The sequence below is a fragment of the Kitasatospora terrestris genome (genome assembly GCF_039542905.1).
GTDB classification, from domain to species: domain Bacteria; phylum Actinomycetota; class Actinomycetes; order Streptomycetales; family Streptomycetaceae; genus Kitasatospora; species Kitasatospora terrestris.
On the sequence record NZ_BAABIS010000001.1, the window covers coordinates 1033624 to 1054691 of the forward strand.

The following is a 21068-nucleotide window of genomic DNA, read 5'->3' on the forward strand; positions in this document are numbered from 1 at the left end:
ACGGACTGCCCACCGAACCACCGTCGGGCCGCTGCGGTCGAACTGCTCGGGGGCGAGCGTCGGCGGGCGCTGGGATTCCCCTCCAGCGTATAGCCGGACGCGCGGGGCCCGCCAAGTCGGGAGCCCCGGCCGCTCCGCGCCGCGGCGTGCGCCGACCCGCCCACCTGCAGCGTTCCGGGGTCTCCGGGCCTCCTTCGGATCATGTCGGATCGCCGCGCGGCGCGGGATTGACGTGGGCATGCCTTCCAAGGCTCCCCGGAGGTCGGGGAATTCGGAGCGCGGCCCCGAGCCGGTCGCAGGCCTACCGGAAATTCCCGCCCGGGAGCCGCGCCGCGTTCTTCGCGCGGTTCGTCACCGGGCGAGGCCGTCCAGGTTGTCCCTCGCGGTGCTGATGACCTCGTCCAGCACCTCGCGGGAGCGGAACAGGTCGCCGATCATCCGGTCGATGCGGTCCCGTTCCGCGGTGAGCTCGTCGACCAGCTGTGCGGTGGCGATCTCGCTCGGGCTGCCGTCGGTGTCGCGCAGGCACGGCAACAGCTGCGCGATCTTCCTGCTGTTCAGCCCCGCGGCGTACAGCGCTTGGACGCGGATGACCCGGTCCACTGCCCATTCGCCGAATTCGCGCTGGCCGCCGGGGGTGCGCTCGGCCCGTAGCAGCCCTTGCGCCTCGTAGTAGCGCAGCGACCGTTCGCTCACCCCGCTGCGGCGGGCCAGCTCGCCGATCCGCATCGCTCACCTCCTGGACTTGAACCTCACACCGGTGTCAGGTTCTACCGTTCCGGCATGACGAACACAACGGTGGAATCCCGCCTCTTCGAGCCCGCGTCCCTCAGCTCCCTCCGCCTGCCGAACCGTCTGGTGATGGCGCCCATGACCCGCAATCGCGCCTCCGCGGACGGCGTCCCACAACCGATCATGGCCACCTACTACGCCCAACGGGCCACCGCCGGACTGATCGTCGCCGAGGCGTCCACCCCCAACGCCGTCGGGCAGACCTACCCCGACATCACGGCGATCCACAACCGTGCGCACGTGGCGGGATGGCGGCGCGTCACCGACGCCGTGCGCGCCGAAGGCGGCCGGATGTTCCTGCAGTTGCAGCACGGCGGCCGGGTCGGCCACCCCGACAACAGCGGCCTCACCCCGGTCGCCCCCTCGCCGATCCCGCTGCCGGAGACCGTCCACACCCCGACCGGACCCCAGGACGCCGTCGTACCGCGCGAGATGACGCTCGACGAGATCCGCTCCACCGTCGCCGACTTCGCGGCCGCCGCCCGCAACGCCGTCGACGCGGGCTTCGAGGGGGTAGAGGTGCACGCCGCCAACGGCTACCTGCTCCACCAGTTCCTGGCCCGGGGGACCAACCGGCGCACCGACGCCTACGGCGGCCCGGTGGCCAGGCGCATCCGGTTCACGGTCGAGGTCGTCCGGGCGGTCGCCGACGCGATCGGCCCCGAACGGGTCGGGGTGCGGATCTCGCCCGGACTGACCGTCAACGGCATCGACGAGGGCGACACCGAGGAGATCTATCCGGCGCTCGTCGCCGCGCTCGCCGACGTCGGCCCGGCCTACCTGCACGTGGTCTTCGCGGATCCGGACCAGCCGCACTTCCACGAGATCCGCGCGGCCTGGCCGGGCACGCTGATCGCCAACCCGGTCCTCGGGTGGGGGAAGCCGCTGCCCGCCGACGGCGGAAGGCGGCAGGCCGAGCGGCTCCTCAGCGCGGGAGCCGACTTGATCTCGCTCGGCCGCCCGTTCCTCGCCAACCCCGACCTGGTCGAACGCCTGCGCACCGGGGCGCCGATCAACCAGGTGCGGGACCACGGCCTGATGTACACGGGCGGGTCGGCCAGCTACACCGACTACCCCACGCTGGCGGCCACCGGCTCCGTCGACCACGGCCGGGCGTACGAGAGCGCCGTGCTCTGACGCTCCGTCCGGATCGGTGCTGCGGCCGCCGGGGCCCCGCGCGCGGGAGGGGCGCCTGCGGGTGGAAGGATCCGTGTCCGGCGGCGCACGGCGCGCCGTCCGGGAGGGGTTCGACAGCTGATGAACGTTTTCGGGTGGGTCTGCAGCGGAGTGCTCTGGGCCGTCGCGCTCGGCACTGCCGTTCCGGCCGTCGTGCGGGGTCGGACGCCCCGGTGGTGGCCCGGTGTGGCCTCCCCCCGGCTCTGGGGGGCCGGGCAGTTGCTCTTCGCCGCGGGCGGCACCTACGGCATGGCCGCCGCCGGCCACGAGACCACGTTGTGGCCCCTCGGCGGAGGCATCGCCCTCGCCGGACTTGGCCTGATGGAGTGGTCCCGCCGCGCCCGCCCCGACTCCACCTGAGCCACCCGCCCGTTCGGGAGCCGGAAGCAGGAGAAGCGGGCGGTCGGGAAATCCCTTGGCCCTCGCGGGCCCCGCACCGATAGCGTCCGGCTTCCGACGCGCCGCGCCGGCGGCTCCCCGAACGCAGAGAGTGATCACGATGACCAGCCAGCCGCAGACCACGACCCTCTGGCGACCGACCGGTCCCCAGGAGCTGGACCTGGTCCGGCAGTTGGACTGGTGTGCCTGGCCGCCGCGCCTGCCCGAGCAGCCGATCTTCTACCCGGTCCTCAACGAGGACTACGCGATCAGGATCGCCCGGGACTGGAACGTGAAGCACAGCGGCGTCGGGTACGTGACCCGCTTCGAGGTCGAGACCGAGTTCCTGGGCCGCTACCCCGTCCAGCAGGTCGGGGGCCGGACGATCCTCGAACTGTGGGTGCCCGCCGAGGAGCTGGACGAGTTCAACTCCCACATCGTCGGCGAGATCCAGGTCGTGCACGAGTTCCGGTAGTCGCCGGAACGCCGCGCGGACCGACCCGGGCCGGCCACGGTCAGTCCGTGTCGGTCGCGGCGAGTACGGCCAGGCGTCGTCCGTCCGGCCCGAGGACGGCGACGCCGAGGTCCCACGCGACCTGGTCGAACCAGTCCGTCCCGGCGGCGAATCCGTACCAGGTGCAGCGCCGTGCCAGCTCCTCGACCCGCTCCGCGCCGGTGTCGGGGGCGGCTCCCACCAGCGCGGCCGCCGACTGCCACGCCGCCAGCCGGCCGTAGGCGCCGCCGAGACCGGGCCCGTACGCCCCGCCGTTGTACGCGGCGGCGAAGAGCACCTGCCAGGCCTCCTCGGGGGTACGGAAGTTCCACACCAGGCCCGACGACTCCGCCGCGCCCGCGAGACAGGCCAGCCCCAGGGTGGGGAGCGCCGCCGGCACCAGCACCGGGTCCAGCGGATCCGCGAACGCGAAGACCCGGGCTTCCAGCTGCCCGTTGGACTCCTCGGGCCACGCGGCCACCGCCGAGCCGATCGCGGTGGCGACCTTCTCGCTCGTCACGTCCAGCACCGCCGGGCCGGCGAAGGCCTCGTTCGGCGGCCGGAGCTTCCACGCGCCGTACGCCGCGACCCCGCTTCCGTTCGCGAACCCGCGCGGCCGCACCGCCCGGCGCTCGATCTCCAGGCGCGTCAACGGCAGTACGGACAAGGGGTGTTCCGGGAGCGGCACGGAATCGGCCCACGCGGTGACCGCGGCGCCCCGGAGCAGCAGCTCGTGCAGCAGACAGGCCCGCAGCTCCTGCGGCACCGCGTCGGTGAACGCCTGCGCCAGGTCCTCCGGCCGCTGGTCGGCGGCGAGCATCGCCGCAACGTGCCGCGCCGGCGCCGGGCCTCCGGGCACCGCACGGGACACCACCCGCAGCACCTGGGCGACGCTCTCGGCCCCGGCGGTGGTCGCGAGCAGCCGCAGCACGTGGTCGAGGACGGTCCTGTCCTGCCAGGCCGCCGGATCCCGCCGCATCCCGGCCAGTTCGACCCCGAGGTCGCCGACGAACCCGAGGTCGCCCCGCTCGACCCGGCGGGAGAGCATCCCGCACAGCTCACGAACGTCCTTCAGCTCCGGCAGCCCTGCCGCGATCTCCGCGATCTCGTCGGTCACACCCCGGAGCCTAGGCCACCGCGGCCCGGACGCGGATCCACCGTCCTTGCGCACCGGGGCAGTTCGGGTGGGGAAATCCCTTGAAGCACGGCCGGTCCCCGGGCCTATCCTGCCCGGATGACAAACTTCGTACCGCTCACGGACCGAGACGACTGGTACCCGGCCTACCGCCGTCGGCGTCTCGATGCGCACCTGGCGCTCGGCGTACCCGCCGCTGCCGCCGAGGCGCTGGTCGACCAGTCGGTGGACCCGGAGTACGACTGGACGGCGGTGGCGATCGACGACGCCGACGGCCGGCGGGTCGGACGGCTGGTGCTGGGCATCGTCCGTCCGCAGGGCACGCCGGTCGGCCGGATCGTCGAGCTGTGGACCGACCCGGCCCTGGACGCGGACGGCGGTCACCGCCGCGCCGCCCGCGGCTGGGCGCGCGCCTGGTGCGCCGAACGCGCGGCGCAGCGCATGTCGGTGGTCCTCGCCGAGCCGGACGAGACCTTCGCCGACCTGCCGATCCGTGCGCAGAGCCGCTTCAAGGCGATCGCCTCGGCGCCCGAGGGACCGTCGGCGGTCCTCGTCCGTCCGATGGCCGAGGACGAGTTCCCGGCGTGGCTGGCCGAGGAGAAGGAGCAGTACGTCGCCGACATCGTCCGGTCCGGGGTGAAGACGCCGGAGGAGGCCCGGAAACAGGCCGAGCAGGACTACCTGGACGTCCTGCCGGACGGGCTGGCCACCCCGGAGACCACGGTGCTGACCGTGGAGTCCGCGGGGGTGCCGGTCGCCTCGGTCTGGCTGCGCCACAACTATCTGCCGGGCGTCAGCTTCCTGTACTCGGTGACGGTGGGGGCCGAGCACCGGGGCCGGGGGCTGGGGCGGTCCGCGATGGTGCTGGCCGACCGGGCCGTCGTGGCGGCGGGTGACCTGGCGCTGCTGTTCAACGTCTTCGGCGGCAACCACGTGGCCCTGTCGCTGTACGACAGTGCGGGCTACGCGGTCCTCGACGAGAGTCGCTCCCTGCCCCTCGACGGCTGACCTCGCCTCACACGTCGCGGTGGCGCACGGTGTGCACGGCGAGCGCCACCGCGACGAGCGGCCACAGCAGGTAGACGGCCCAGGAGCCGGGGACGCCGGCGGTGTAGGCGAGCGAGTCGGGGTCCGGTTCCCAGGTCTCGACCAGGCGCTTCCAGGCGGCGCCGACCAGGGCGTGCTTGACGTCGGCGCTCCAGCGGTTGCCGTCGGAGAGCATGGCGGGCAGCATCAGCAGCGCGAACACGCCCGCGCCGATGCCGGCCGCACCGTGCCGGGTCAGAACTCCCAGTCCCAGCCCGACCAGTGCGCACACCGGTGCCAGCAGCGCGGACGCCGCGAGTGCCCGCAGGACCCCGGGGTCGCCGAGCGGCACCCCGGCCTGGCGTCCGCCGAGCACCGCCCGCGCTGCCAGGCAGGAGCCCGCCGCGGCGGCCGTCCCGACCACCGTCCACACCGCCGCCGTGACGACGGCCTTCGCGAGCACCACCGAGCCGCGCGCCGGCACGGCCACCGTCGTGGTGCAGATCAGTCCGCTGCTGTACTCGCTCGCCGCGCCAAGCGCTCCCACCCCGGCGGCGACCAGCATCAGCGTCCAGTACCCGGCGGCCGGGAAGGCGTCCCACGGACGGAAGCCGCCGTCCCCGGCGGCCTCGTCGGAGAGGGCGGCGGCCGCGGCGCAGCCCGTCACGAACACCACCGCGAGCACAGCACTCCACCAACTCGACCTCAGCGAGCGGGCCTTGATCCATTCGGCGGCGACCAGGTCGCCGAAACGCGCGGTCACGGGGTGGCTCCTGCCTGGTAGTCGATGCTGTCGGCGGTGAGTTCCATGAATGCTTCCTCCAATCCGGCTGTCCTGCCGGTGAGTTCGCTCAGTCGGATCCGGTGCTCGTGGGCGAGCGCACCCACCCGCTCCGCGGTCAGGCCGGCCACCACCAACTGCTCGTCGCCCGCCGGGGTGGCCGTTCCGCCCGCGGCGGTGAGGAGTTCCGCGAGTCGGTCGGCCTGCGGGGAGCCCACCACCACCTCGCCGCGGGTGGCCCGGGCCGCGAAGTCCCGGAGCGGCTCGGCGGCGATCAGCCGGCCCCGCCCGATGACGACCAGGTCGTCGGCGGTGTGCTCCATCTCCGCCATCAGGTGACTGGAGAGGAACACGGTGCGTCCCTCCCCTGCCAGGCGGCGGAAGAGGCGGCGCGCCCAGCGCACGCCCTCCGGGTCCATGCCGTTGACCGGCTCGTCGAGGACCAGCACCGGCGGGTCGCCGAGCAGGGCCCCGGCGATGCCGAGGCGCTGGCGCATGCCGAGCGAGAAGCCGCCGACCCGCCGCCCGGCCGCCTCCGCCAGTCCGACCTCGGCCAGCACCTCGTCGACCCGCCGCAGCGGGAGTCCGTTGCTGCGGGCGAGGGCCGCCAGGTGGGCGCGGGCGCTGCGGCCGCGGTGGACGTGGCCGGCGTCGAGCAGGGCGCCGACGTGCCGCAGCCCGCGCGGGTGCCGGTGGAAGGGCACGCCGTCGACGGTGGCGGTGCCGGAGGTGGGCGCGTCCAGGCCGAGGAGCAGCCGCAGGGTGGTGGTCTTCCCGGCGCCGTTGGGGCCGAGGAATCCGGTGACCCGGCCGGGTCGCGCGGTGAAGGACAGCCGGTCGACGGCGGTCCGGTGGCCGTAGCTCTTGGTGAGTTCGCTGACTTCGATCACGGCACCGAGCCTGCCCGGACGGCCCGGTGCCGCACATGCGGCCCAGGTGGGCAATCGGCAGGCCGGCCTTCGACCGTGGGTGTACGTCCCCGGGCTGATGCCGCCGCCCGGCCCGCCCGATACCCTCGCGGCGTGAACGATCTTCCCGCCCCGCTCCGCTCCCCCGTCCTGGCCCGGGCCGGTGGCGCCGCGTACCTGCTCGCGGTGGCCCTGCTGTTCGGCGGCGCGCCACGAGCGTCGGGCACCGTGCACGGGATCGGGGCGCTGCTGGCCGCGAGCCTGCTGGCGGGCCTGCTGCGCCGGAACCCGCCGGCCGCGCTGGCGCTGGCCCTGCTCGGCTCCACCGCCATCGTCGCGGCCCGCCCGAACGCCGCACCCGCCGACCTCCCCGCCGCCGCGTACCAGGGGCAGTTCCTCGCCTACCTCGCGGCCGACGTCGTCCTCGGCTTCACCGTCGCCACCCGGGGCCGGCGGGCCGCGGCCGTCGCCACGGCCGTGTCCTGCTCCGTCCAGCTGCTGGTGATCGGGGTGTTCGCGCACGGCGACAACCTGACCGTCAACCTGCTGATCTCCCTCCTGGCGACCGTCGCCGCCGCGATCGCCGGGCTGCTGGGCCGCGAGCGCCGGGAGCACGCGGTGGCGCTGCGCGCGCAGGAGGTCGTCGAGGCCGTCTCCGCTGAACGGCTGCGCATCGCGCGGGAGTTGCACGATCTGGTCGCCCACAGCATCGGCGTGATCGCGATCCAGGCCGGCGTCGGCGCCCGCATCATCGCCACCCGGCCCGACGACGCCGCGGAGGCGCTGCGGACCATCGAGACCACCAGCCGGGAGACCCTCGCCGGGCTGCGCCGCACCCTGGTGTCACTCCGTCAGGCCGATGACGACGACCCCTCGCTCTCCCCCACCCCGGGCCTGGCCGACCTGGAACGGCTGGCCGCCGCCACCGGCGACGCGGGCGTCCGCGTCGAGCTCCGCCGCACCGGAGAGCGGCGCCCGCTGCCCGCCGAGGTCGACCTCTCCGCGTACCGGATCGTCCAGGAGGCGCTCACCAACGTGGTCCGCCACGCGGGCGTCGGGCGGTGCCGGGTCACCGTGGACCAGGGCGACACCGAACTGCTGGTGGAGATCGTGGACGACGGGCGCGGCCCCGTGCCCCGCGGCGGGGGAAGCACCGGATTCGGGCTGATCGGCATGCGCGAACGCGCCGCCCTGCTCGGCGGGCGGCTCAGCGGCGGACCCCGCCCCGAGGGCGGCTTCCGGGTCGCCGCCCACCTGCCGCTGCCCGTCCGTACCGCCGTGGAGGTTCGATGACCGTCCGGATCCTGCTCGTCGACGACCAGCCGCTGGTCCGCTCCGGCCTGCGCCTTCTGATGGGAGACCAGGACGGTCTGGAGGTGGTCGGCGAGGCGGGCGGCGGCGCCGAGGCCGTCCGGCTGGCTGCCGAACTCGCCCCCGACGTCGTGGTGATGGACATCCGGATGCCCGGCATGGACGGCATCGAGGCAACCCGGCTGATCACCGCCGACCCGGCCGGGACGGCCCGTGTCCTGATGCTCACCACTTTCGACGAGGACGACCACGTCTACGGCTCCCTGCGCGCCGGGGCCAGCGGCTTCGTGGTCAAGGACATGGCGCTGGACGACATCCTCGCCGCGATCCGCGTCGTGGCGGCGGGCGAGGCGCTGCTCGCCCCCACCGTGACCCGCCGTCTCATCGCCGACTTCGTCACCCGCGGCGCGCCCATCGCCGCCGGCACGGCGACCGTCCGCCCGGTCGAGGGCATCACCGACCGCGAACGCGAGGTCCTCACCCTGATCGGCCGGGGCCGCTCCAACACCGAGATCGCCGAGGACCTCCACATCACGGTGGCCACCGCCAAGTCCCACGTCTCCCGCCTGCTCACCAAGCTCGACGCCCGCGACCGCGTCCAACTCGTCATCACCGCGTACGAGACGGGCCTCGTCACGGCGTCCGAATAGCCCTCGGCCGGTGAGCTCCGGGCCGGGTTCACCGGCGCAGCACCGCGGGATCGATGTCGAGGAGGAACGGGTCGTCGAGCCGGGTGGTCTCGCCGGCTTCGACGATCCGGTCGACGTAGCCGCCCGGCCGCAGACGCCCCAGGCGCAGGCGCGGGACCGGGTCGAGTTCGACGCGCCAGTAGTGGGGGACGCCCGCGGCCGCGTACAGGCGCGCCTTCAGCGCCTCGTCGACGGCCCGGGTCGCAGGTGAGGAGACCTCGACGACGGCCACCACGCTGTCGGCGCCGAGGGGCGCTCCGGATCCCGCCGCCGTCCCCGCGCCCACGTCGGCGAGCACCAGGTAGGGGGCCAGCAGGCCGTCCGGGACGGCGACGTGGGCCGACTCCAGCACCTGGAACAGCTGCGGTTCGCCGTCCGCGTCGATGGCGGCGCCCAGGAGCATGGCGAAGCGCAGGCCGGCCCATCGGTGCGCGACGTCGGGCTCCGGGCTCAGCAGGAGGGATCCCCCGACGAGCTCGACGCGGTGGCGTGCGTCGTCGGGCAGGGCCAGGACGTCCTCGACGGTCCAGGGCCCCGTGCGGCCCGCGGCGGGAAGGTTCACGACGTCCGTCCTTTCGAGCAGTGTCCGGCCCCATCCTCCCCCGTCGGCGCGCCCGCCGGGGGCCGACCCGCGGGACGGTCAGGGAGCCGCGACCACCTGGCCGGCCCAGGACAGGCCGCCGCCGAAGCCGAGCAGGAGGACCGGTCCGCCGGTGGGCAGTTCGCCGCGTTCGACGAGTTTGGCGAGGGCGATCGGCACGGACGCGGCGGAGGTGTTGCCGGAGTCGACGACGTCCCGGGCGACGACGGTGTGCTCGGGGAGGCCGAGGGGGCGGAGGGCCGCCTCGATGATGCGCAGGTTGGCCTGGTGGGTGACCACGCCGGCGAGGTCGGCCGGGGTGAGGCCGGCGCGGGCGCAGGCCTCGCGGGCGAGGTCGGGCAGCGTGGTGGTGGCCCAGCGGAAGACGGTCTGACCCTCCTGTTCGAAGGTGGGCTGCCACGCGCCCTGCAGGCGGACCGCGTCGCCGCGGGTCGGGTCGGAGCCCCACACCACCGGGCCGATCCCGAACCCTCCGGTGGCTGCCCCATCGGCGCTGAGCACGGCCGCCCCGGCCCCGTCGCCCAGCAGGACGCAGGTGCGCCGGTCGGTCCAGTCGGTGACGTCGGACATCTTCTCCGCGCCGATCACCAGGGCGTGCCGGGCCGCGCCGGCCCGCAGCGAGTGGTCGGCGACGGCGAGGGCCGTACAGAACCCGGCGCAGCCGTTGTTGAGGTCGAACGCCACGGCGGACGGGATCGCGAGCCGTCCGGCGACCTGGGCGGCGATCGACGGGCAGCGGTCGACCGCGCTGCAGGTGGCGACGGTGACCAGGCCGATGTCGGCGGGGTCGAGTCCGGCGGCGGCGAGGGCCTTGGCGGCGGCGGCCGCGGCGAGGTCGGTGACCGATTCGTCGGGGGCGGCGATCCGGCGGGTGGCGATGCCGGTGCGCCGCCGGATCCACTCGTCGCTGGTGTCGACCATGGCCGCCAAGTCGTCATTGGTCAGGACGCGTTCGGGCTGGTGGTGTCCGAGGGCGCGGATCCGGGGTGCGGGCGTCGTGGTCACGGCGGGCTCCTTCTCGTCTGGTCCGCCGCGAATATAGCAACCGAACGGTCGGAAGCTAAAGAGCGGGCCGCGGACTAGGATGGTCCGCATGAGCCCCAGGAAGTCCGCCGCCGAAGCCCGCCGCACCCGCGAGCGGATCGTCGGCCGCTCGGTCGCGATCGCCTCCGTCGACGGCCTGGACGGACTCACCCTGGGCCGCCTCGCCGCCGACCTGGAGATGAGCAAGGCGGGCGTCCTCGGCCACTTCGGCACCAAGGAGGCCCTCCAGCTCGCGGCACTCGCCGAGGCCTCGGCGATCTACACGCGCCTGGTCTGGGAGCCCGCCGCCGACCTGCCGCCCGGCCTCACCCGCCTGCGGGCGGTCTGCGAGTACTGGGTGGACTACCTGGAGACGGCGCGCGACATCTTCCCCGGCGGCTGCCTCTTCACCACCGCCTCGGTCGAGTTCGACGCCAGGCCGGGCCCGCTGCACGACGCCGTCCGCCGCCTCCAACTCCGCTGGCGCCGCGTCCTGCTGACCGACCTGACCACCGCCGTCGCCAACGGCGAACTCCCCGCCGACACCGACCCCGAGCAGCTCTGCTTCGAACTCGTCGGCCTCTACCTCGGCCTCAACCAGTCCATCCAGCTCCTCGCCGACCCCCACGCCCCCGCCCGCACCCGCCGCGCCCTCGACCGCCTTCTCACCCCACCGCCCCGCTGACCGCCCCGGGCGCTGCGGGAGGCTCGCAGGTCCCGCCGGGGCCGCCGGCTCTCGCCCCCCGTCCGGTCGCTACCCGGCGCCTTGGGCGAGGCAGTCGAGGATGAGCTGCTTGACCTCGGTGGCGTGGATGCGCTCGCGGCCGTGCTCGGGCGCCGAGCAGAGCAGCACGGGGGCGTCGTCCGCGGTGTCGGGCAGGCGGCCGTGGCTGCCGCGTACGCACGCGGGGTCGGTGGGGACGACGTCCATGGCGTCGCGGATCCCGAGCTTGAGTTTGGCGAGGGACATCGCCGCGCGGGCCATGACGAGCGGGTCGCCCGGGTCGAAGAACAGCTCGGCGGGGTCGTAGCCGGGCTTGCGGTGGATCTCGACGCCGCGGGCGAAGTCCGGGGAGCGTTCGTCGTCCAGCCAGTAGTAGTAGGTGAACCAGCTGTCCGCGCGGGCGACGGCGACGAGTTCGCCGCCCCGCGGGTGGTCGAGGCCGTGCTCGGCCTGCTGGGTGCGGTCGAGGACGTCCTCGACGCCGTCGATCCGGAGCAGGGCCCCGCGCACCCGTTCCAGGTCGGCGGGATCGGCGACGTACACGTGGGCGAGCTGGTGGTCGGGGGTGGCGAAGGCCCGGGACGTCCAGGGGTCGAGGTACTCCATGCCCTGCTGGGTGAAGACGTGGAGGAGGCCTTCGCGGCGCAGCGCGCGGTTGATGTCGACGGGCCGTTCCACCCGGGTGATGCCGTACTCGCTGAGGACGACGGTGGTGGTGCCGCGTTCGTGGAGGGTGTCGAGGAGCGGCGCGAGGGCGGTGTCGAGGGTGCGGGCCGCGGCGTGGGCCTGCGGGGAGTCGGGGCCGTGGCGCTGCAGGTCGTAGTCGAGGTGCGGGATGTAGGCGAGGGTGAGGTCGGGCCGGTGGTCGTCGAGAACCCGCCGGGTGGCGTCGATGATCCACTGGGAGGAGGCGATGCCGGCCTTGGGCCCCCAGTAGTCGAAGAGCGGGAAGCGGCCGAGTTCCGCGGTGAGGGTGTCGCGGAGCTCGGGCGGCCGGGTGTAGCAGTCGGGAGACTTGCGGCCGTCGTAGTGGTAGACGGGGCGAGGGGTGACGGTGATGTCGACGTCGGCGCCCATGGCGTACCACCAGCAGATGTTGGCGACGGTCAGGGCGGGGTCGGTGCGGCGGGCGGTCTGCCAGACCTTCTCGCCGCCGACGAGGCGGTGGTGCTGGCGCCAGAAGGCGACCTCGCCCGTGTCGCGGTCGTACCAGCCGTTGCCGACGATGCCGTGCTCGGCGGGCATCAGGCCGGTGAGGAAGGTGGACTGGACGGAGCAGGTGACGGCGGGCAGGACGGTGTCGAGGCGGGCGGTGAACCCGCGCTCGGCGACGGACCGCAGGTGGGGCATGTGGGCGAGGGCGCGGGGGGTGAGTCCGACGACGTCGAGGACCGCGACGGGCATGGGGGTCTCCTACTGGGCGCGGACGGGTGCTTCGGTGAGGCCCAGCCGCAGCAGTTCGCGGCGGGTCCAGGCGAGTTCGGCGGCGATCCCGGCGGCGAGGGCGCCGGGCGTGGTCGGCGGGTCGGGCAGGACGGACCAGGTGTAGGTCTCCACCTCGACGTGGCGGGTGGCGGGCACGTCGGCGGCGAGCATGGCGGCGAGGGCGCGCCGCAGCTCGGGCCGGGTGGAGGTGAGCGGCGGCGCGGGGTCGGCGTGCACGGGGACGTGGAAGTGGGTGCGCCACGGGCCGTCCCCGCTCAGCGCGGTCGGTCCGGCGAGCGCGTCGGGAAGGTCGTCGGCGCGCGCCGGGCGCCCGGTCCGGTGGGCCTGGCGGGTCTGGTGGAGGAACCGCGGTTCGACGAAGCCGGCCAGGGCCGCCCGGGTGGTCGGGTCGGCCGGGGCCTCGGCGTGCAGGGCGCAGGAGACCTGCGTCTTGACGACCGGGATCCCGGCGCGGCCCAGCTCGGCCAGCGCCTCGACCGGGTCCTCGAAGGCGACGGCGAGGTGGCAGACGTCCAGGCAGACGCCGAAGTGGTGCGGGTCGAGGTCGGAGAGGTGGTGGACGGCCTCCCCGGCGGTCTCGACGAGGCATCCGGGCTCGGGTTCGAACGCGATCCGGATCGTCCGCCCGGTCTCCTCGCGCACCTCGACGAGGGCGCGTTCGAGGTCGTCGAGGTGGCGCCGGGCGCGGCTGAGCTGCCCGGCCGTCCATCCGTCGGCCCAGCCGAAGGGCAGGGTGGAGATGCTGCCGGCGGCGACGTCGTCGGGCAGCAGCAGCGCCAGGATCCGGGCGAGGTCGGCGGTGTGGTGCAGGCGCTCGGGGGTGGACCAGTCGGGCCGGTAGACGGCGTGCTTGACGGTGGGTCGGTGGAAGCCCTGGTAGGGGAAGCCGTTGAGGGTGACAACCTCCAGGCCCCGCGCGGCGAGTTCGCCGCGCAGCCGTCCGGTCGCGCGCGGGTCGGCGGCCAGCAGGGCGGCGACGGGCCGGGCGAGCCACAGGCCGACGCCGAGGACCGGCTCGTCGAGGAGTTCGCGGACGGGCACCGCGTACGTGTCGAGCTGGTGGAGGATGCCGGCGAGGTCCTCGGCCGGGTGCACGTTGGTGCAGTAGCCGAGGTGGACCACGTCGCCGCCGCGGTGGTGCAGGCGCATCAGCTGCCTCCCCTGCGCACGGAGTTGCCGGCGAACGACTCCTCCGCCCGGGCCGCGGCATCGGGCCCGAGGTCGAGGCGGCCGCTCTGCCCGTAGAACTCGACGGGGTTGCGCCACAGCACCTGGTCCACGTCGTCGTCGGTGAAGCCTGCGGCGAGCATGGCGAGCGCGGTGTCCCGGGTGAGCAGCGGGTCGCTGTGGCCCCAGTCGGCGGCGGAGTTGACGAGGATCCGGGCGGTGCCGTGCTCCTGGAGGATGCGGACCATCCGCTCGGGGGTCATCTTGGTGTCGGGGTAGATCGAGAAGCCCATCCAGCAGCCGGTGGCGGCGACCATCGGCGCGGTGACCTCATTGAGGTGGTCGACGGCGACCGTGCCGGGATCGATGCCGTCGGCGCGGACGATGTCCAGGGTGCGGGCGGTGCCCGCGGCCTTGTCCCGGTGCGGGGTGTGGACCAGGGCGGGCAGGCCGTGCTCGCGGGCGAGGGCGAGCTGGACGGTGAAGGCGTGCTCCTCGGCCGCCGTCATGGCGTCGAAACCGATCTCACCGACGGCGACGACGCCGTCCTTGGCGAGGTAGCGCGGCAGGTCGTCGAGGACCGGTGCGCAGCGGGGGTCGTTCGCCTCCTTCGGGTTGAGGGCGATCGCGCAGTGGTGCCGGATGCCGTACTGGGCGGCGCGGTACGGCTCCCAGCCGAGGAGGGCGTCGAAGTAGTCGTGGAAGCTGCCGGGCGAGGTGCGCGGCTGGCCGAGCCAGAACGCGGGCTCGACGACGGCGCGCACCCCCGCGTCGCGCATCGCCCGGTAGTCGTCGGTGGTGCGGGAGGTCATGTGGATGTGGGGGTCAAGGATGCGCATGGCCGTCTCCCGTGCGGTGGTCGAGGTGGAGCTGGAGGTCGTGCGGGACGGGGCGCTGGGCGGCTGTGCGCTCGGTGGCGAACGCGGCGTACATGCGCACCAGTTCGGCGTCGGTGCGGCGGGCGAGGCCGGCGACGGCGTCCAGCGGGATGCCCATGAAGACGCACTTGAGGACGGCCTGTCGCCACGCGTCCTGGTCGAGGTGCCGGGCGCCGTACGGGCCGACGGCGGCCGTGACCAGCCGGACGTCATTGGTGCGCAGCGCGTCGGCGACCAGCGGGAGGGCGGCGCCGCCGACCAGGCCGCCCTGGTCGAGCAGGGGCAGGGCGCGCAGCACCGCGAGGCGTTCGGCGGTGTCGCCGTGCCGGTAGAGCTCGCCGAGGACCGCCGGTACGTCGGTGGTGAGCGCCTGCAGGAGCTGGGCGCGCACGACGTCGCCGCCGGTACCGGTACGACGGGCCGCCTGCGGGAACAAGGTGGTGATGGTGCCGGGGTCGGCGCGGACCTGCCGGATCGCCTCGACGGTCCAGGGATGGGCGGACGCGGTCCGCAGCGCGTCGAGCGAGCGCCGGGCGCTGTCGGGTCCGCTGTGCGAGTGGCGGGGCAGTTCGACCGAGACCAGGCCCTGGTAGCCGTGGTCGGCGAGCGCGGCCAGGACGGGCGGGAAGTCGATGTCGCCGTCGCCGAATTCGAGGTGCTCGTGGACGCCGCGCCGCATGTCCTCGATCTGGACGTGGACCAGCCAGGGGGCGGCGCGTTTCACGCAGCCCGCCGGGTCGGCGTCCTCGACGCACTCGCAGTGCCCGATGTCGAGGGTCAGGCCGAAGGCGTACGGGGCGCCGAGGGCGTCGCGCAGGCGCTCCCAGCCGTCCAGGTCGGCGACCAGCATCCCCGGTTCGGGTTCGAAGCCGAGTCGTACGCCCACGCGTTGGGCGCTGTCCACCAGGTGCGCGCAGCCGTCGATGAGGAGTTGGTGGGCGTGGTCGGGGTCGGTGCCGGGCCGGGGGGTGCCGCTCCAGAAGGAGAGCGCTTCGGCTTCGAGGTCGGCGGCGATCCTGATGCCCCGCTGCAGGAGGTCGGTCCGGCGCGCACGGCTCGCCGGGTCGGTGTCGAGGAGGGTGGGGCCGTGCTTGCGCCAGGGGTCGAGCAGGTAGCGGGCGCCGGTCTCGACGACGACGGCGAGGCCCAGGGCGGTGAGCCTGCGGCGCAGCGCGGCGAGGCGCCGGGTCAGGCCGGGAGCGTACGGGTCGAGGTGCTGGTGGTCGAGGGTGAGGGCGACGCCGGTGTAGCCGAGGCCCGCGATCACCTCCAGGGCCTCGTCGAGGCGGTGGTCGGCGAGGCCGTTGGTGCCGTAGCCGAAGCGCAGTGCGGTCATGTCGGGGACACCTTCCGGGACAGGCGCCTGGCCAGCGGGTAGGCCGCCAGCAGCGGCAGCGCGGCGCGCAGGGGCCGGCTGCGGGCGATCAGTGCGGCCTGGAGCGGGATCATCGCGTGGATACCGGCGCCGACCGCCCGCTTCAGGTGCGCCGCGTCCGGGCGGACGACGGCCTGCAGCAGCGCGCCGCCGGCGGCCGCCGTGTATCCGCCGAGCAGGGCGGCGGAGGTGGCGCGGCGGGCCGGTGGTGCGACGGGATCGGGCAGCGAGGCAGCGGCCAGGCCGACGGCGCAGGTGGCGGCCAGGGCGCCGGCGGGCAGGGACGCGGTAGCGCCGCGGGTCTCCTGGCGGCTGACCACGGTGAGGGCGAAGGTGTGGCCGGCGACCACGGCGGCGGCGGGCAGGGCGCGGCCCAAGAACCCGGTTCCGGCTCCCATGAGGACGTCGAGTCCGCGGGCGGCGGCCATCGCGGCGGGCCCCCAGCGGGTGTCCTTCAGGGCCAGATCGTAGGCCCAGACGGTGGCCGCAAGCGGCACGGCCACCGTGAGGGCCCGCCGCCCTGCGGCCGCGGCGGACAGGCTGAGGCCCGCCGCGGTGAGGGCGGACGCCGCGGCGAGCGCGCCGCGGGGGCTGATCCGGCCCGAGGGGATGGGCCGGTCGGGTCGCTCCGACGCGTCCAGCTGCCGGTCGGCGTAGTCGTTGAGCGCCATCCCGGCCCAGTACAGGCAGACGGACGCGGCGGCCAGTGGCACCGCCCGCGGCCCGATCGGGCGGCCCGCCGCGGCGGCGCCGGTCAGGGTGTCGCCGAGGACGGTCAGGGCGGCCGGGGCCGGACGAGCTCCGCCAGGGTGCGCGCGCTGCTCACTGCGGCCCCCCGGCGTACCAGGAGCGGAGGACCTCGAACTGGGCGATCAGGCGGTGCTCGGTGGTGGACCCGCCGGCGCGCAGCGGGTCCTTGAAGAAGAATCCGAGCTGCTCCTGCGGACCGGCGGCGCCCAACTGCCGGGCGCGGGCCAGGAAGCGGGCCAGGTCGAGGACGAGGGGGGCGGCGAGGGCGGAGTCCCAGCCCTGCCAGGTGAACTGCATCGTCATCGCGGCGCCGAGGAAGCCCTCGAAGGCGATGTGGTCCCAGGCGGTCTTCATCTCGCCCATGCTCGGGACGTAGTCGATGTGGGTGAGTCCCTCGACCCCGGCGCCGAGCATCGCCTCCAGGCCGCTGCGCTTGGAAGCGTTCTTGCTGGCGGCGGCGTCCGGCGAGGCCAGGGTGGCGCCGTCCGCGCCGCCGAGGAGGTTGGTCCCGGACCAGGACCGCACCCGCAGCGCGCGGTGGGCGAACATCGGCGCCAGCGCGGTGCGCACCAGGGTCTCGCCGGTCTTGCCGTCGCTCCCGGCGTACGGCAGGCCCTGCACGTCGGCCAGTTCGCGCAGGGCCGGGATGCGGATGCCGGGCGAGGGCGTGAAGTCGAGGTGGGCGCAGTCGGCGCGCAGCGCGGCGTAGGCGTACAGGGAGCCGGCGGGGAGGATGCCGGCCTCGGTGGCCATGGCGGCCTCCAGGGCGGCCAGGTCGCGGTGGGCGGGGTGCGGGTGGACGGGCGGTTCGGTGGAGGCGACATTGATGACGACGACCTGGCTGAGCCGGTGGCGGTCGCGGAACGAGGCGAGGTCGGTGGCCAGCCGGGCTGCCGCGGCGGCCTGCGGCAGACCGGGGGCGGTGCGGTACCCGGGACGGATCTCGCCGTCGGCGGCGTCGAGGGCGGGGGTGACGGCGGCAAGGAGGGCGGGCGGCAGGATGCCGGTCCCGGCGAGCTGTTCGGCGCGTTTGGTCAGCGGGGTGTCGTCGGTGTCGTGGCCGCCGAAGACCAGCCGGTCGAGCGCGGGAAGCCCGCTGTCGGCGAAGTCGGTGAGTTCGGCGACCATGCCGGTCGGCGGGGCGAGGCGGGCGGCGACGGCGGCCGCGCCGGCGATCGCGGTGGTGGCGACCGAGCCGCGGGCGCCGATCAGCCAGACGCCGATCCGGTCGGCGGGCGGGGTGGGGGTGCTGGTCATGGCTTTCCTGTGATTCGGTCGGGGGTGCTGAACGCCGCGTCGAAGGCGGCGGCGGGCGGGTTGATGGCGGCGAGGCGGCGGATGAAGGTGAGGGCTTCGGCGGCTCCGGCCAGCCGGTCCATGCCGGCGTCCTCCCATTCGACGGAGACCGGGCCTCGGTAGCCGGTCGCGTTGAGGGCGCGGAAGCAGTCCTCCCACGGGACGTCGCCGTGGCCGGTGGAGACGAAGTCCCAGCCGCGGCGCGGATCGCCCCACGGCAGGTGGGAGGAGAGCCGGCCGCGGCGGCCGTCGCCGATCCGCAGGCGGGTGTCCTTGCAGTCGACGTGGTAGATCCGGTCGGCGAACTCCAGGATGAATCCGGCCGGGTCGAGGTCCTGCCAGAGCATGTGGGAGGGGTCCCAGTTGAGGCCGAACGACGGGCGGTGGCCGATGGCTTCGAGGGTGCGGCGGGTGGTCCAGTAGTCGTAGGCGATCTCGCTGGGGTGGACCTCCAGCGCGAACCTGACGCCGTGTTCCTCGAAGGTGTCGAGAATCGGGTTCCAGCGCTCCGCGAAGTCGCGGTAGCCGGCGTCGATCATCCCGGGGGTGGCGGGCGGGAACATCGCGACGGCGTGCCAGATCGACGAGCCGGTGAAGCCGACGACCGTGTCGACGCCGAGGAGGGCGGCGGCGCGGGCGGTGTCGGCCATCTCGCGGGCGGCGTTGCGCCGCACCTGCTCCGGGTCGTCCGCCCACAGCCGCTCGGGCAGGATCGCCCGGTGCCGCTCGTCGATCGGGTGGTCGCAGACGGCCTGGCCGACGAGGTGGTTGGAGACCGCCCACACGCCGAGGCCGTACGCGTCGAGCACGGCCCGCTTCTCCCGGACGTAGCCGGGCTCGGCGAGGGCCCGGTCGACCTCGAAGTGGTCCCCCCAGCAGGCGATTTCGAGGCCGTCGTAGCCCCAGCCGGCGGCCAGGCGGCAGACGTCCTCGAAGGGGAGGTCCGCCCACTGGCCGGTGAAGAGGGTGATCGGACGTGACATCAGGGATCGCGCTCCTGGTCTGGTGGGGCTGGGCTGGTGGGGTCCCCGGTACCCGCCCGCCCTCGCTCGGACGGGCACCGGGGATGCGGAGCCGGCGCCCGCCCCGGGCAGGGTCGAGGCGGGGCGCCGGCCGGGGCCCGGTGCCCATCCCTGTCAGGGTGGGTGGGCACCGGAGCCGGTGGCCCGGAACCCGCCCGGGGGGAGCGGACGGGTGCCGGGGACTCGGGGTCAGTCGAGCTGGGTGAGCTTCCACTGCTGAGCGGGGTTTCCGGAGCAACTCCACTGCTGCAGCTGGGTGCCGGAGGTGAGGGTGGCGCCGGGGACGTCGAGGCACTTGCCGCTCGCCGCGGAGGTGAGCAGGTAGGTGTCCTGGTCGAGTGGGCCGGCGGGGCGCAGGTCCCATTTCTGGTTGGCGCCGCCGGTGCAGGTGGTCTGGTCGAGCTTGGTCCCGTTGGTGGCGGTGCCGCCGGCGGGGATGTCGAGGCACTTGCCGCTGTGGGCGGCGGTCAGCGTGTACGTGCCGTCGCCGGTGTCCGTGAGCTTCCACTTCTGGTTGGCGCTGCCGGCTGCGGGCCACTGGACGACCTTGGCGTCGTCCGCGGTGGAGGCGCCCGCGACGTCGGCGACCTTGTTGCTCGCGACACTGGTGAGCGTGTAGGTGCGGCCGGCCTGCGGGCCGGTGGGTACGGCGTCCAGGGACTTGACGCGCACGTTGCGGAAGGAGACGTGGTTGCTGTCGGAGAGGTTCTGCAGGCCGATGTTGGTGCCGGTGAAGCGGGCCGGGTCGCCGGTGAAGTCGTTGATCTTCACACCGTTGAGGTAGACCTGGATCCGGGGGGCGTCCACGACGATCTCGTACGTGTTCCACATGCCGGGCGCATTCAGCGCGGCGTCGCGGGCGGCGGCATCGGGCGCCCGGAAGTTGTAGACGCTGCCGGTGGAGCGGGCCGGGGTGTCGGTGGCGTCGAGCTGGATCTCGTAACCCTTGCTGACGGCCACCGCGGGATCGCCGTGCGGGTCCGGAAAGCCCACGTAGACGCCGGAGTTGTCGTCGCCCTGCATCTTCCAGTCGAGCTTGAGGGAGTACCGGTTGGACGGGAGCTGCGTGGAGCGCCAGTACAGGCCCATGCCGCCCCGGGTGCTCAGGGTCGCGTCGGAGTTGTCGAAGCCGCCGGGGCCGGCCTGGGTCCAGCCGGTCGCATCACCGTTGTAGAGCGGGGTGTAGCCGGTCTCGGGGCGGCAGTCCGCGTGGACGGTGCCCGCCGCGTACTGGATCCCGCCGAGGAGCATGGCGCGGAACGCCGGGTCCGTGTACGAGGCGGTGGTGTGGCCCATGCCGGTGTACCAGGAGCGGCCGCCCGCGAAGTCCTGGCACCAGGTGATGGGGTGGTCGCCGCCCATCGTGCCGCCCTGGTAGGAGGTTTCGTCCAGGGAGGCGAGCACGTGGGTGTTGGCCCGCGGGTTGGTCTGGTAGTTGTACCACTCGTCCCACCTGGTCCACGGGGTGGAGGGCAGGTGGGAGGTGCTGGCGTTGCCGCGGTCCTCGAAGGTCACCCTGGCGTTCTGCTGGGAGGGGTGGCCGCGGAACCAGGCCCCGACGAGCTTCCCGTAGAACGGCCACTGGTATTCGCCGTCGGCGGCGGCATGGATGCCGGCGTAGCCTCCGCCCGCGCGGATGTACCGCTCGAACGCGGCCTGTTCATCCGGGTCGGGAAGGAAGTCGCCGGTGGTGCTGACGAAGACGACCGCCTTGTACTGGGCGAGGTCGGCATCGGTGAAGACGGTGTCGTCCGCGGTCGCATCGACGGTGAAACCGTTCGCGGCGCCGAGGTCCTTGACGGTCTGGACCGCGGTGGGGATCGAGTCGTGGACGTAGCCGGCGGCCTTGGAGAAGACCAGGACCTTGTACGGTGCCGGCGCCGCTTCGGCGGCGTGCGCGGGGGTCGTGAGGGCGAGGGCGCTGCACAGGGCGAGGGCGCCCATCAGGGAGCGTGAACGTGGCATGGGGGTTTCCTCGGGTGGGAGGTGGGGCCGGCGCTGGCTGCGCGGCTCCTCGTTCGCGACGGGTGGGGCCTGTTGCGGGGGCCCGGTGCCCGCCCCTCCGGGGGAAGGGGGGACGGGCACCGGGGGTCGGGG

At 74.3% G+C, this 21068-nt stretch carries 21 protein-coding genes; 7 read left to right on the forward strand and 14 right to left on the reverse strand.

The features are described 5' to 3' along the window. Window positions 1–351: 351 nt before the first annotated feature. Window positions 352–729, reverse strand: coding sequence for a MerR family transcriptional regulator (locus ABEB06_RS04995; RefSeq protein WP_345695558.1), 378 nt, complete (start codon window positions 727–729; stop codon window positions 352–354). 54 nt (window positions 730–783) lie between these two features. Between ABEB06_RS04995 and ABEB06_RS05000 the strand changes: the two genes are divergently transcribed. From ABEB06_RS05000 to ABEB06_RS05010, 3 genes are all read left to right on the forward strand, one after another. Next, entirely contained in the window at window positions 784–1929 is a 1146-nt protein-coding gene (locus ABEB06_RS05000) for an alkene reductase (protein ID WP_345695559.1), read from the forward strand. Window positions 1930–2154: 225 nt separating this feature from the next. Then, the gene (locus ABEB06_RS05005; protein WP_345695560.1) at window positions 2155–2328 is read left to right on the forward strand and encodes a hypothetical protein; all 174 of its coding nucleotides are present in this window, start codon (window positions 2155–2157) and stop codon (window positions 2326–2328) included. Window positions 2329–2467: 139 nt separating this feature from the next. After that, a complete protein-coding gene (locus ABEB06_RS05010) occupies window positions 2468–2821 on the forward strand; it encodes a hypothetical protein (RefSeq protein WP_345695561.1) in 354 nt (117 codons plus the stop codon). Between the two features lie 40 nt (window positions 2822–2861). Here ABEB06_RS05010 and ABEB06_RS05015 read toward each other — a convergent pair whose 3' ends face one another. Next, the gene (locus ABEB06_RS05015) at window positions 2862–3956 is read right to left on the reverse strand and encodes a DUF6183 family protein (protein ID WP_345695562.1); all 1095 of its coding nucleotides are present in this window, start codon (window positions 3954–3956) and stop codon (window positions 2862–2864) included. Between the two features lie 117 nt (window positions 3957–4073). On the opposite strand from ABEB06_RS05015, the gene ABEB06_RS05020 reads away from it, so the two are divergent. Then, the gene (locus ABEB06_RS05020; RefSeq protein WP_345695563.1) at window positions 4074–4982 is read left to right on the forward strand and encodes a GNAT family N-acetyltransferase; all 909 of its coding nucleotides are present in this window, start codon (window positions 4074–4076) and stop codon (window positions 4980–4982) included. A 7-nt stretch (window positions 4983–4989) separates the two neighbouring features. Here the strand turns inward: ABEB06_RS05020 and ABEB06_RS05025 are convergent, their stop codons facing one another. Both ABEB06_RS05025 and ABEB06_RS05030 read right to left on the reverse strand, forming a co-directional pair. Then, on the reverse strand, window positions 4990–5763 hold the full coding sequence (locus ABEB06_RS05025) for an ABC transporter permease (protein ID WP_345695564.1): 774 nt from the start codon (window positions 5761–5763) through the stop codon (window positions 4990–4992). Next, entirely contained in the window at window positions 5760–6671 is a 912-nt protein-coding gene (locus tag ABEB06_RS05030; protein WP_345695565.1) for an ATP-binding cassette domain-containing protein, read from the reverse strand. The genes ABEB06_RS05025 and ABEB06_RS05030 overlap by 4 nt, the downstream gene beginning before the upstream one ends. Window positions 6672–6803: 132 nt before the next feature. Here ABEB06_RS05030 and ABEB06_RS05035 point away from each other — a divergent pair, with 132 nt between their 5' ends. Beyond that, on the forward strand, window positions 6804–7982 hold the full coding sequence (locus ABEB06_RS05035; RefSeq protein ID WP_345695566.1) for a sensor histidine kinase: 1179 nt from the start codon (window positions 6804–6806) through the stop codon (window positions 7980–7982). Further along, window positions 7979–8650, forward strand: coding sequence for a response regulator (locus tag ABEB06_RS05040; protein ID WP_345695567.1), 672 nt, complete (start codon window positions 7979–7981; stop codon window positions 8648–8650). The genes ABEB06_RS05035 and ABEB06_RS05040 overlap by 4 nt, the downstream gene beginning before the upstream one ends. 28 nt (window positions 8651–8678) lie before the next feature. Here the strand turns inward: ABEB06_RS05040 and ABEB06_RS05045 are convergent, their stop codons facing one another. Together ABEB06_RS05045 and ABEB06_RS05050 are read right to left on the reverse strand one after the other, a co-directional pair. After that, the gene (locus ABEB06_RS05045; protein ID WP_345695568.1) at window positions 8679–9251 is read right to left on the reverse strand and encodes a Uma2 family endonuclease; all 573 of its coding nucleotides are present in this window, start codon (window positions 9249–9251) and stop codon (window positions 8679–8681) included. Between the two features lie 78 nt (window positions 9252–9329). Beyond that, window positions 9330–10295 carry a beta-ketoacyl-ACP synthase III gene (locus tag ABEB06_RS05050; RefSeq protein WP_345695569.1) on the reverse strand — a complete coding sequence of 322 codons (966 nt, stop codon included), beginning with the start codon at window positions 10293–10295 and terminating at the stop codon, window positions 9330–9332. A gap of 88 nt (window positions 10296–10383) precedes the next feature. Between ABEB06_RS05050 and ABEB06_RS05055 the strand changes: the two genes are divergently transcribed. Beyond that, window positions 10384–10998 carry a TetR/AcrR family transcriptional regulator gene (locus ABEB06_RS05055; protein WP_345695570.1) on the forward strand — a complete coding sequence of 205 codons (615 nt, stop codon included), beginning with the start codon at window positions 10384–10386 and terminating at the stop codon, window positions 10996–10998. 69 nt (window positions 10999–11067) lie between these two features. Here ABEB06_RS05055 and ABEB06_RS05060 read toward each other — a convergent pair whose 3' ends face one another. The 8 genes from ABEB06_RS05060 to ABEB06_RS05100 all read right to left on the reverse strand — a co-directional run bounded on the left by ABEB06_RS05060 (window position 11068) and on the right by ABEB06_RS05100 (window position 20936). After that, complete coding sequence (locus ABEB06_RS05060) at window positions 11068–12441, reverse strand: alkaline phosphatase family protein (protein WP_345695571.1); 1374 nt, start codon at window positions 12439–12441, stop codon at window positions 11068–11070. A 9-nt stretch (window positions 12442–12450) separates the two neighbouring features. Continuing rightward, window positions 12451–13632 carry a metabolite traffic protein EboE gene (gene eboE, locus ABEB06_RS05065; protein WP_345695572.1) on the reverse strand — a complete coding sequence of 394 codons (1182 nt, stop codon included), beginning with the start codon at window positions 13630–13632 and terminating at the stop codon, window positions 12451–12453. Further along, window positions 13632–14489: a TatD family hydrolase gene (locus ABEB06_RS05070; RefSeq protein WP_345695573.1), complete on the reverse strand. Its 858-nt coding sequence runs from the start codon at window positions 14487–14489 to the stop codon at window positions 13632–13634. Before ABEB06_RS05070 ends, eboE begins: the two co-directional genes overlap by 1 nt. After that, window positions 14476–15864, reverse strand: a complete 1389-nt coding sequence (locus ABEB06_RS39270; RefSeq protein WP_425559571.1) for an EboA domain-containing protein — start codon at window positions 15862–15864, stop codon at window positions 14476–14478. The genes ABEB06_RS05070 and ABEB06_RS39270 overlap by 14 nt, the downstream gene beginning before the upstream one ends. Next, the gene (locus tag ABEB06_RS05085) at window positions 15861–16682 is read right to left on the reverse strand and encodes an SCO3242 family prenyltransferase (RefSeq protein WP_345701739.1); all 822 of its coding nucleotides are present in this window, start codon (window positions 16680–16682) and stop codon (window positions 15861–15863) included. Before ABEB06_RS05085 ends, ABEB06_RS39270 begins: the two co-directional genes overlap by 4 nt. A 43-nt stretch (window positions 16683–16725) precedes the next feature. Next, a complete protein-coding gene (locus tag ABEB06_RS05090; RefSeq protein ID WP_345695574.1) occupies window positions 16726–17910 on the reverse strand; it encodes an inositol-3-phosphate synthase in 1185 nt (394 codons plus the stop codon). Then, window positions 17907–18932 carry a sugar phosphate isomerase/epimerase family protein gene (locus ABEB06_RS05095; RefSeq protein ID WP_345695575.1) on the reverse strand — a complete coding sequence of 342 codons (1026 nt, stop codon included), beginning with the start codon at window positions 18930–18932 and terminating at the stop codon, window positions 17907–17909. Before ABEB06_RS05095 ends, ABEB06_RS05090 begins: the two co-directional genes overlap by 4 nt. Window positions 18933–19160: 228 nt before the next feature. Further along, entirely contained in the window at window positions 19161–20936 is a 1776-nt protein-coding gene (locus ABEB06_RS05100; RefSeq protein WP_345695576.1) for a ThuA domain-containing protein, read from the reverse strand. Window positions 20937–21068 lie beyond the last annotated feature (132 nt).

Excerpts from the sequence above, each read along its gene's own strand:
- ABEB06_RS05040 (WP_345695567.1), top strand. The coding sequence starts at position 7,979 with ATGACCGTCCGGATCCTGCTCGTCGACGACCAGCCGCTGGTCCGCTCC.
- ABEB06_RS05090 (WP_345695574.1), bottom strand. The coding sequence starts at position 17,910 with ATGACCAGCACCCCCACCCCGCCCGCCGACCGGATCGGCGTCTGGCTG.
- ABEB06_RS05070 (WP_345695573.1), bottom strand. The coding sequence starts at position 14,489 with ATGCGCATCCTTGACCCCCACATCCACATGACCTCCCGCACCACCGAC.
- ABEB06_RS05000 (WP_345695559.1), top strand. The coding sequence starts at position 784 with ATGACGAACACAACGGTGGAATCCCGCCTCTTCGAGCCCGCGTCCCTC.
- ABEB06_RS05060 (WP_345695571.1), bottom strand. The coding sequence starts at position 12,441 with ATGCCCGTCGCGGTCCTCGACGTCGTCGGACTCACCCCCCGCGCCCTC.
- ABEB06_RS05095 (WP_345695575.1), bottom strand. The coding sequence starts at position 18,932 with ATGTCACGTCCGATCACCCTCTTCACCGGCCAGTGGGCGGACCTCCCC.
- ABEB06_RS05010 (WP_345695561.1), top strand. The coding sequence starts at position 2,468 with ATGACCAGCCAGCCGCAGACCACGACCCTCTGGCGACCGACCGGTCCC.
- ABEB06_RS04995 (WP_345695558.1), bottom strand. The coding sequence starts at position 729 with ATGCGGATCGGCGAGCTGGCCCGCCGCAGCGGGGTGAGCGAACGGTCG.
- eboE (WP_345695572.1), bottom strand. The coding sequence starts at position 13,632 with ATGCGCCTGCACCACCGCGGCGGCGACGTGGTCCACCTCGGCTACTGC.
- ABEB06_RS05100 (WP_345695576.1), bottom strand. The coding sequence starts at position 20,936 with ATGCCACGTTCACGCTCCCTGATGGGCGCCCTCGCCCTGTGCAGCGCC.
- ABEB06_RS05020 (WP_345695563.1), top strand. The coding sequence starts at position 4,074 with ATGACAAACTTCGTACCGCTCACGGACCGAGACGACTGGTACCCGGCC.
- ABEB06_RS39270 (WP_425559571.1), bottom strand. The coding sequence starts at position 15,864 with ATGACCGCACTGCGCTTCGGCTACGGCACCAACGGCCTCGCCGACCAC.
- ABEB06_RS05055 (WP_345695570.1), top strand. The coding sequence starts at position 10,384 with ATGAGCCCCAGGAAGTCCGCCGCCGAAGCCCGCCGCACCCGCGAGCGG.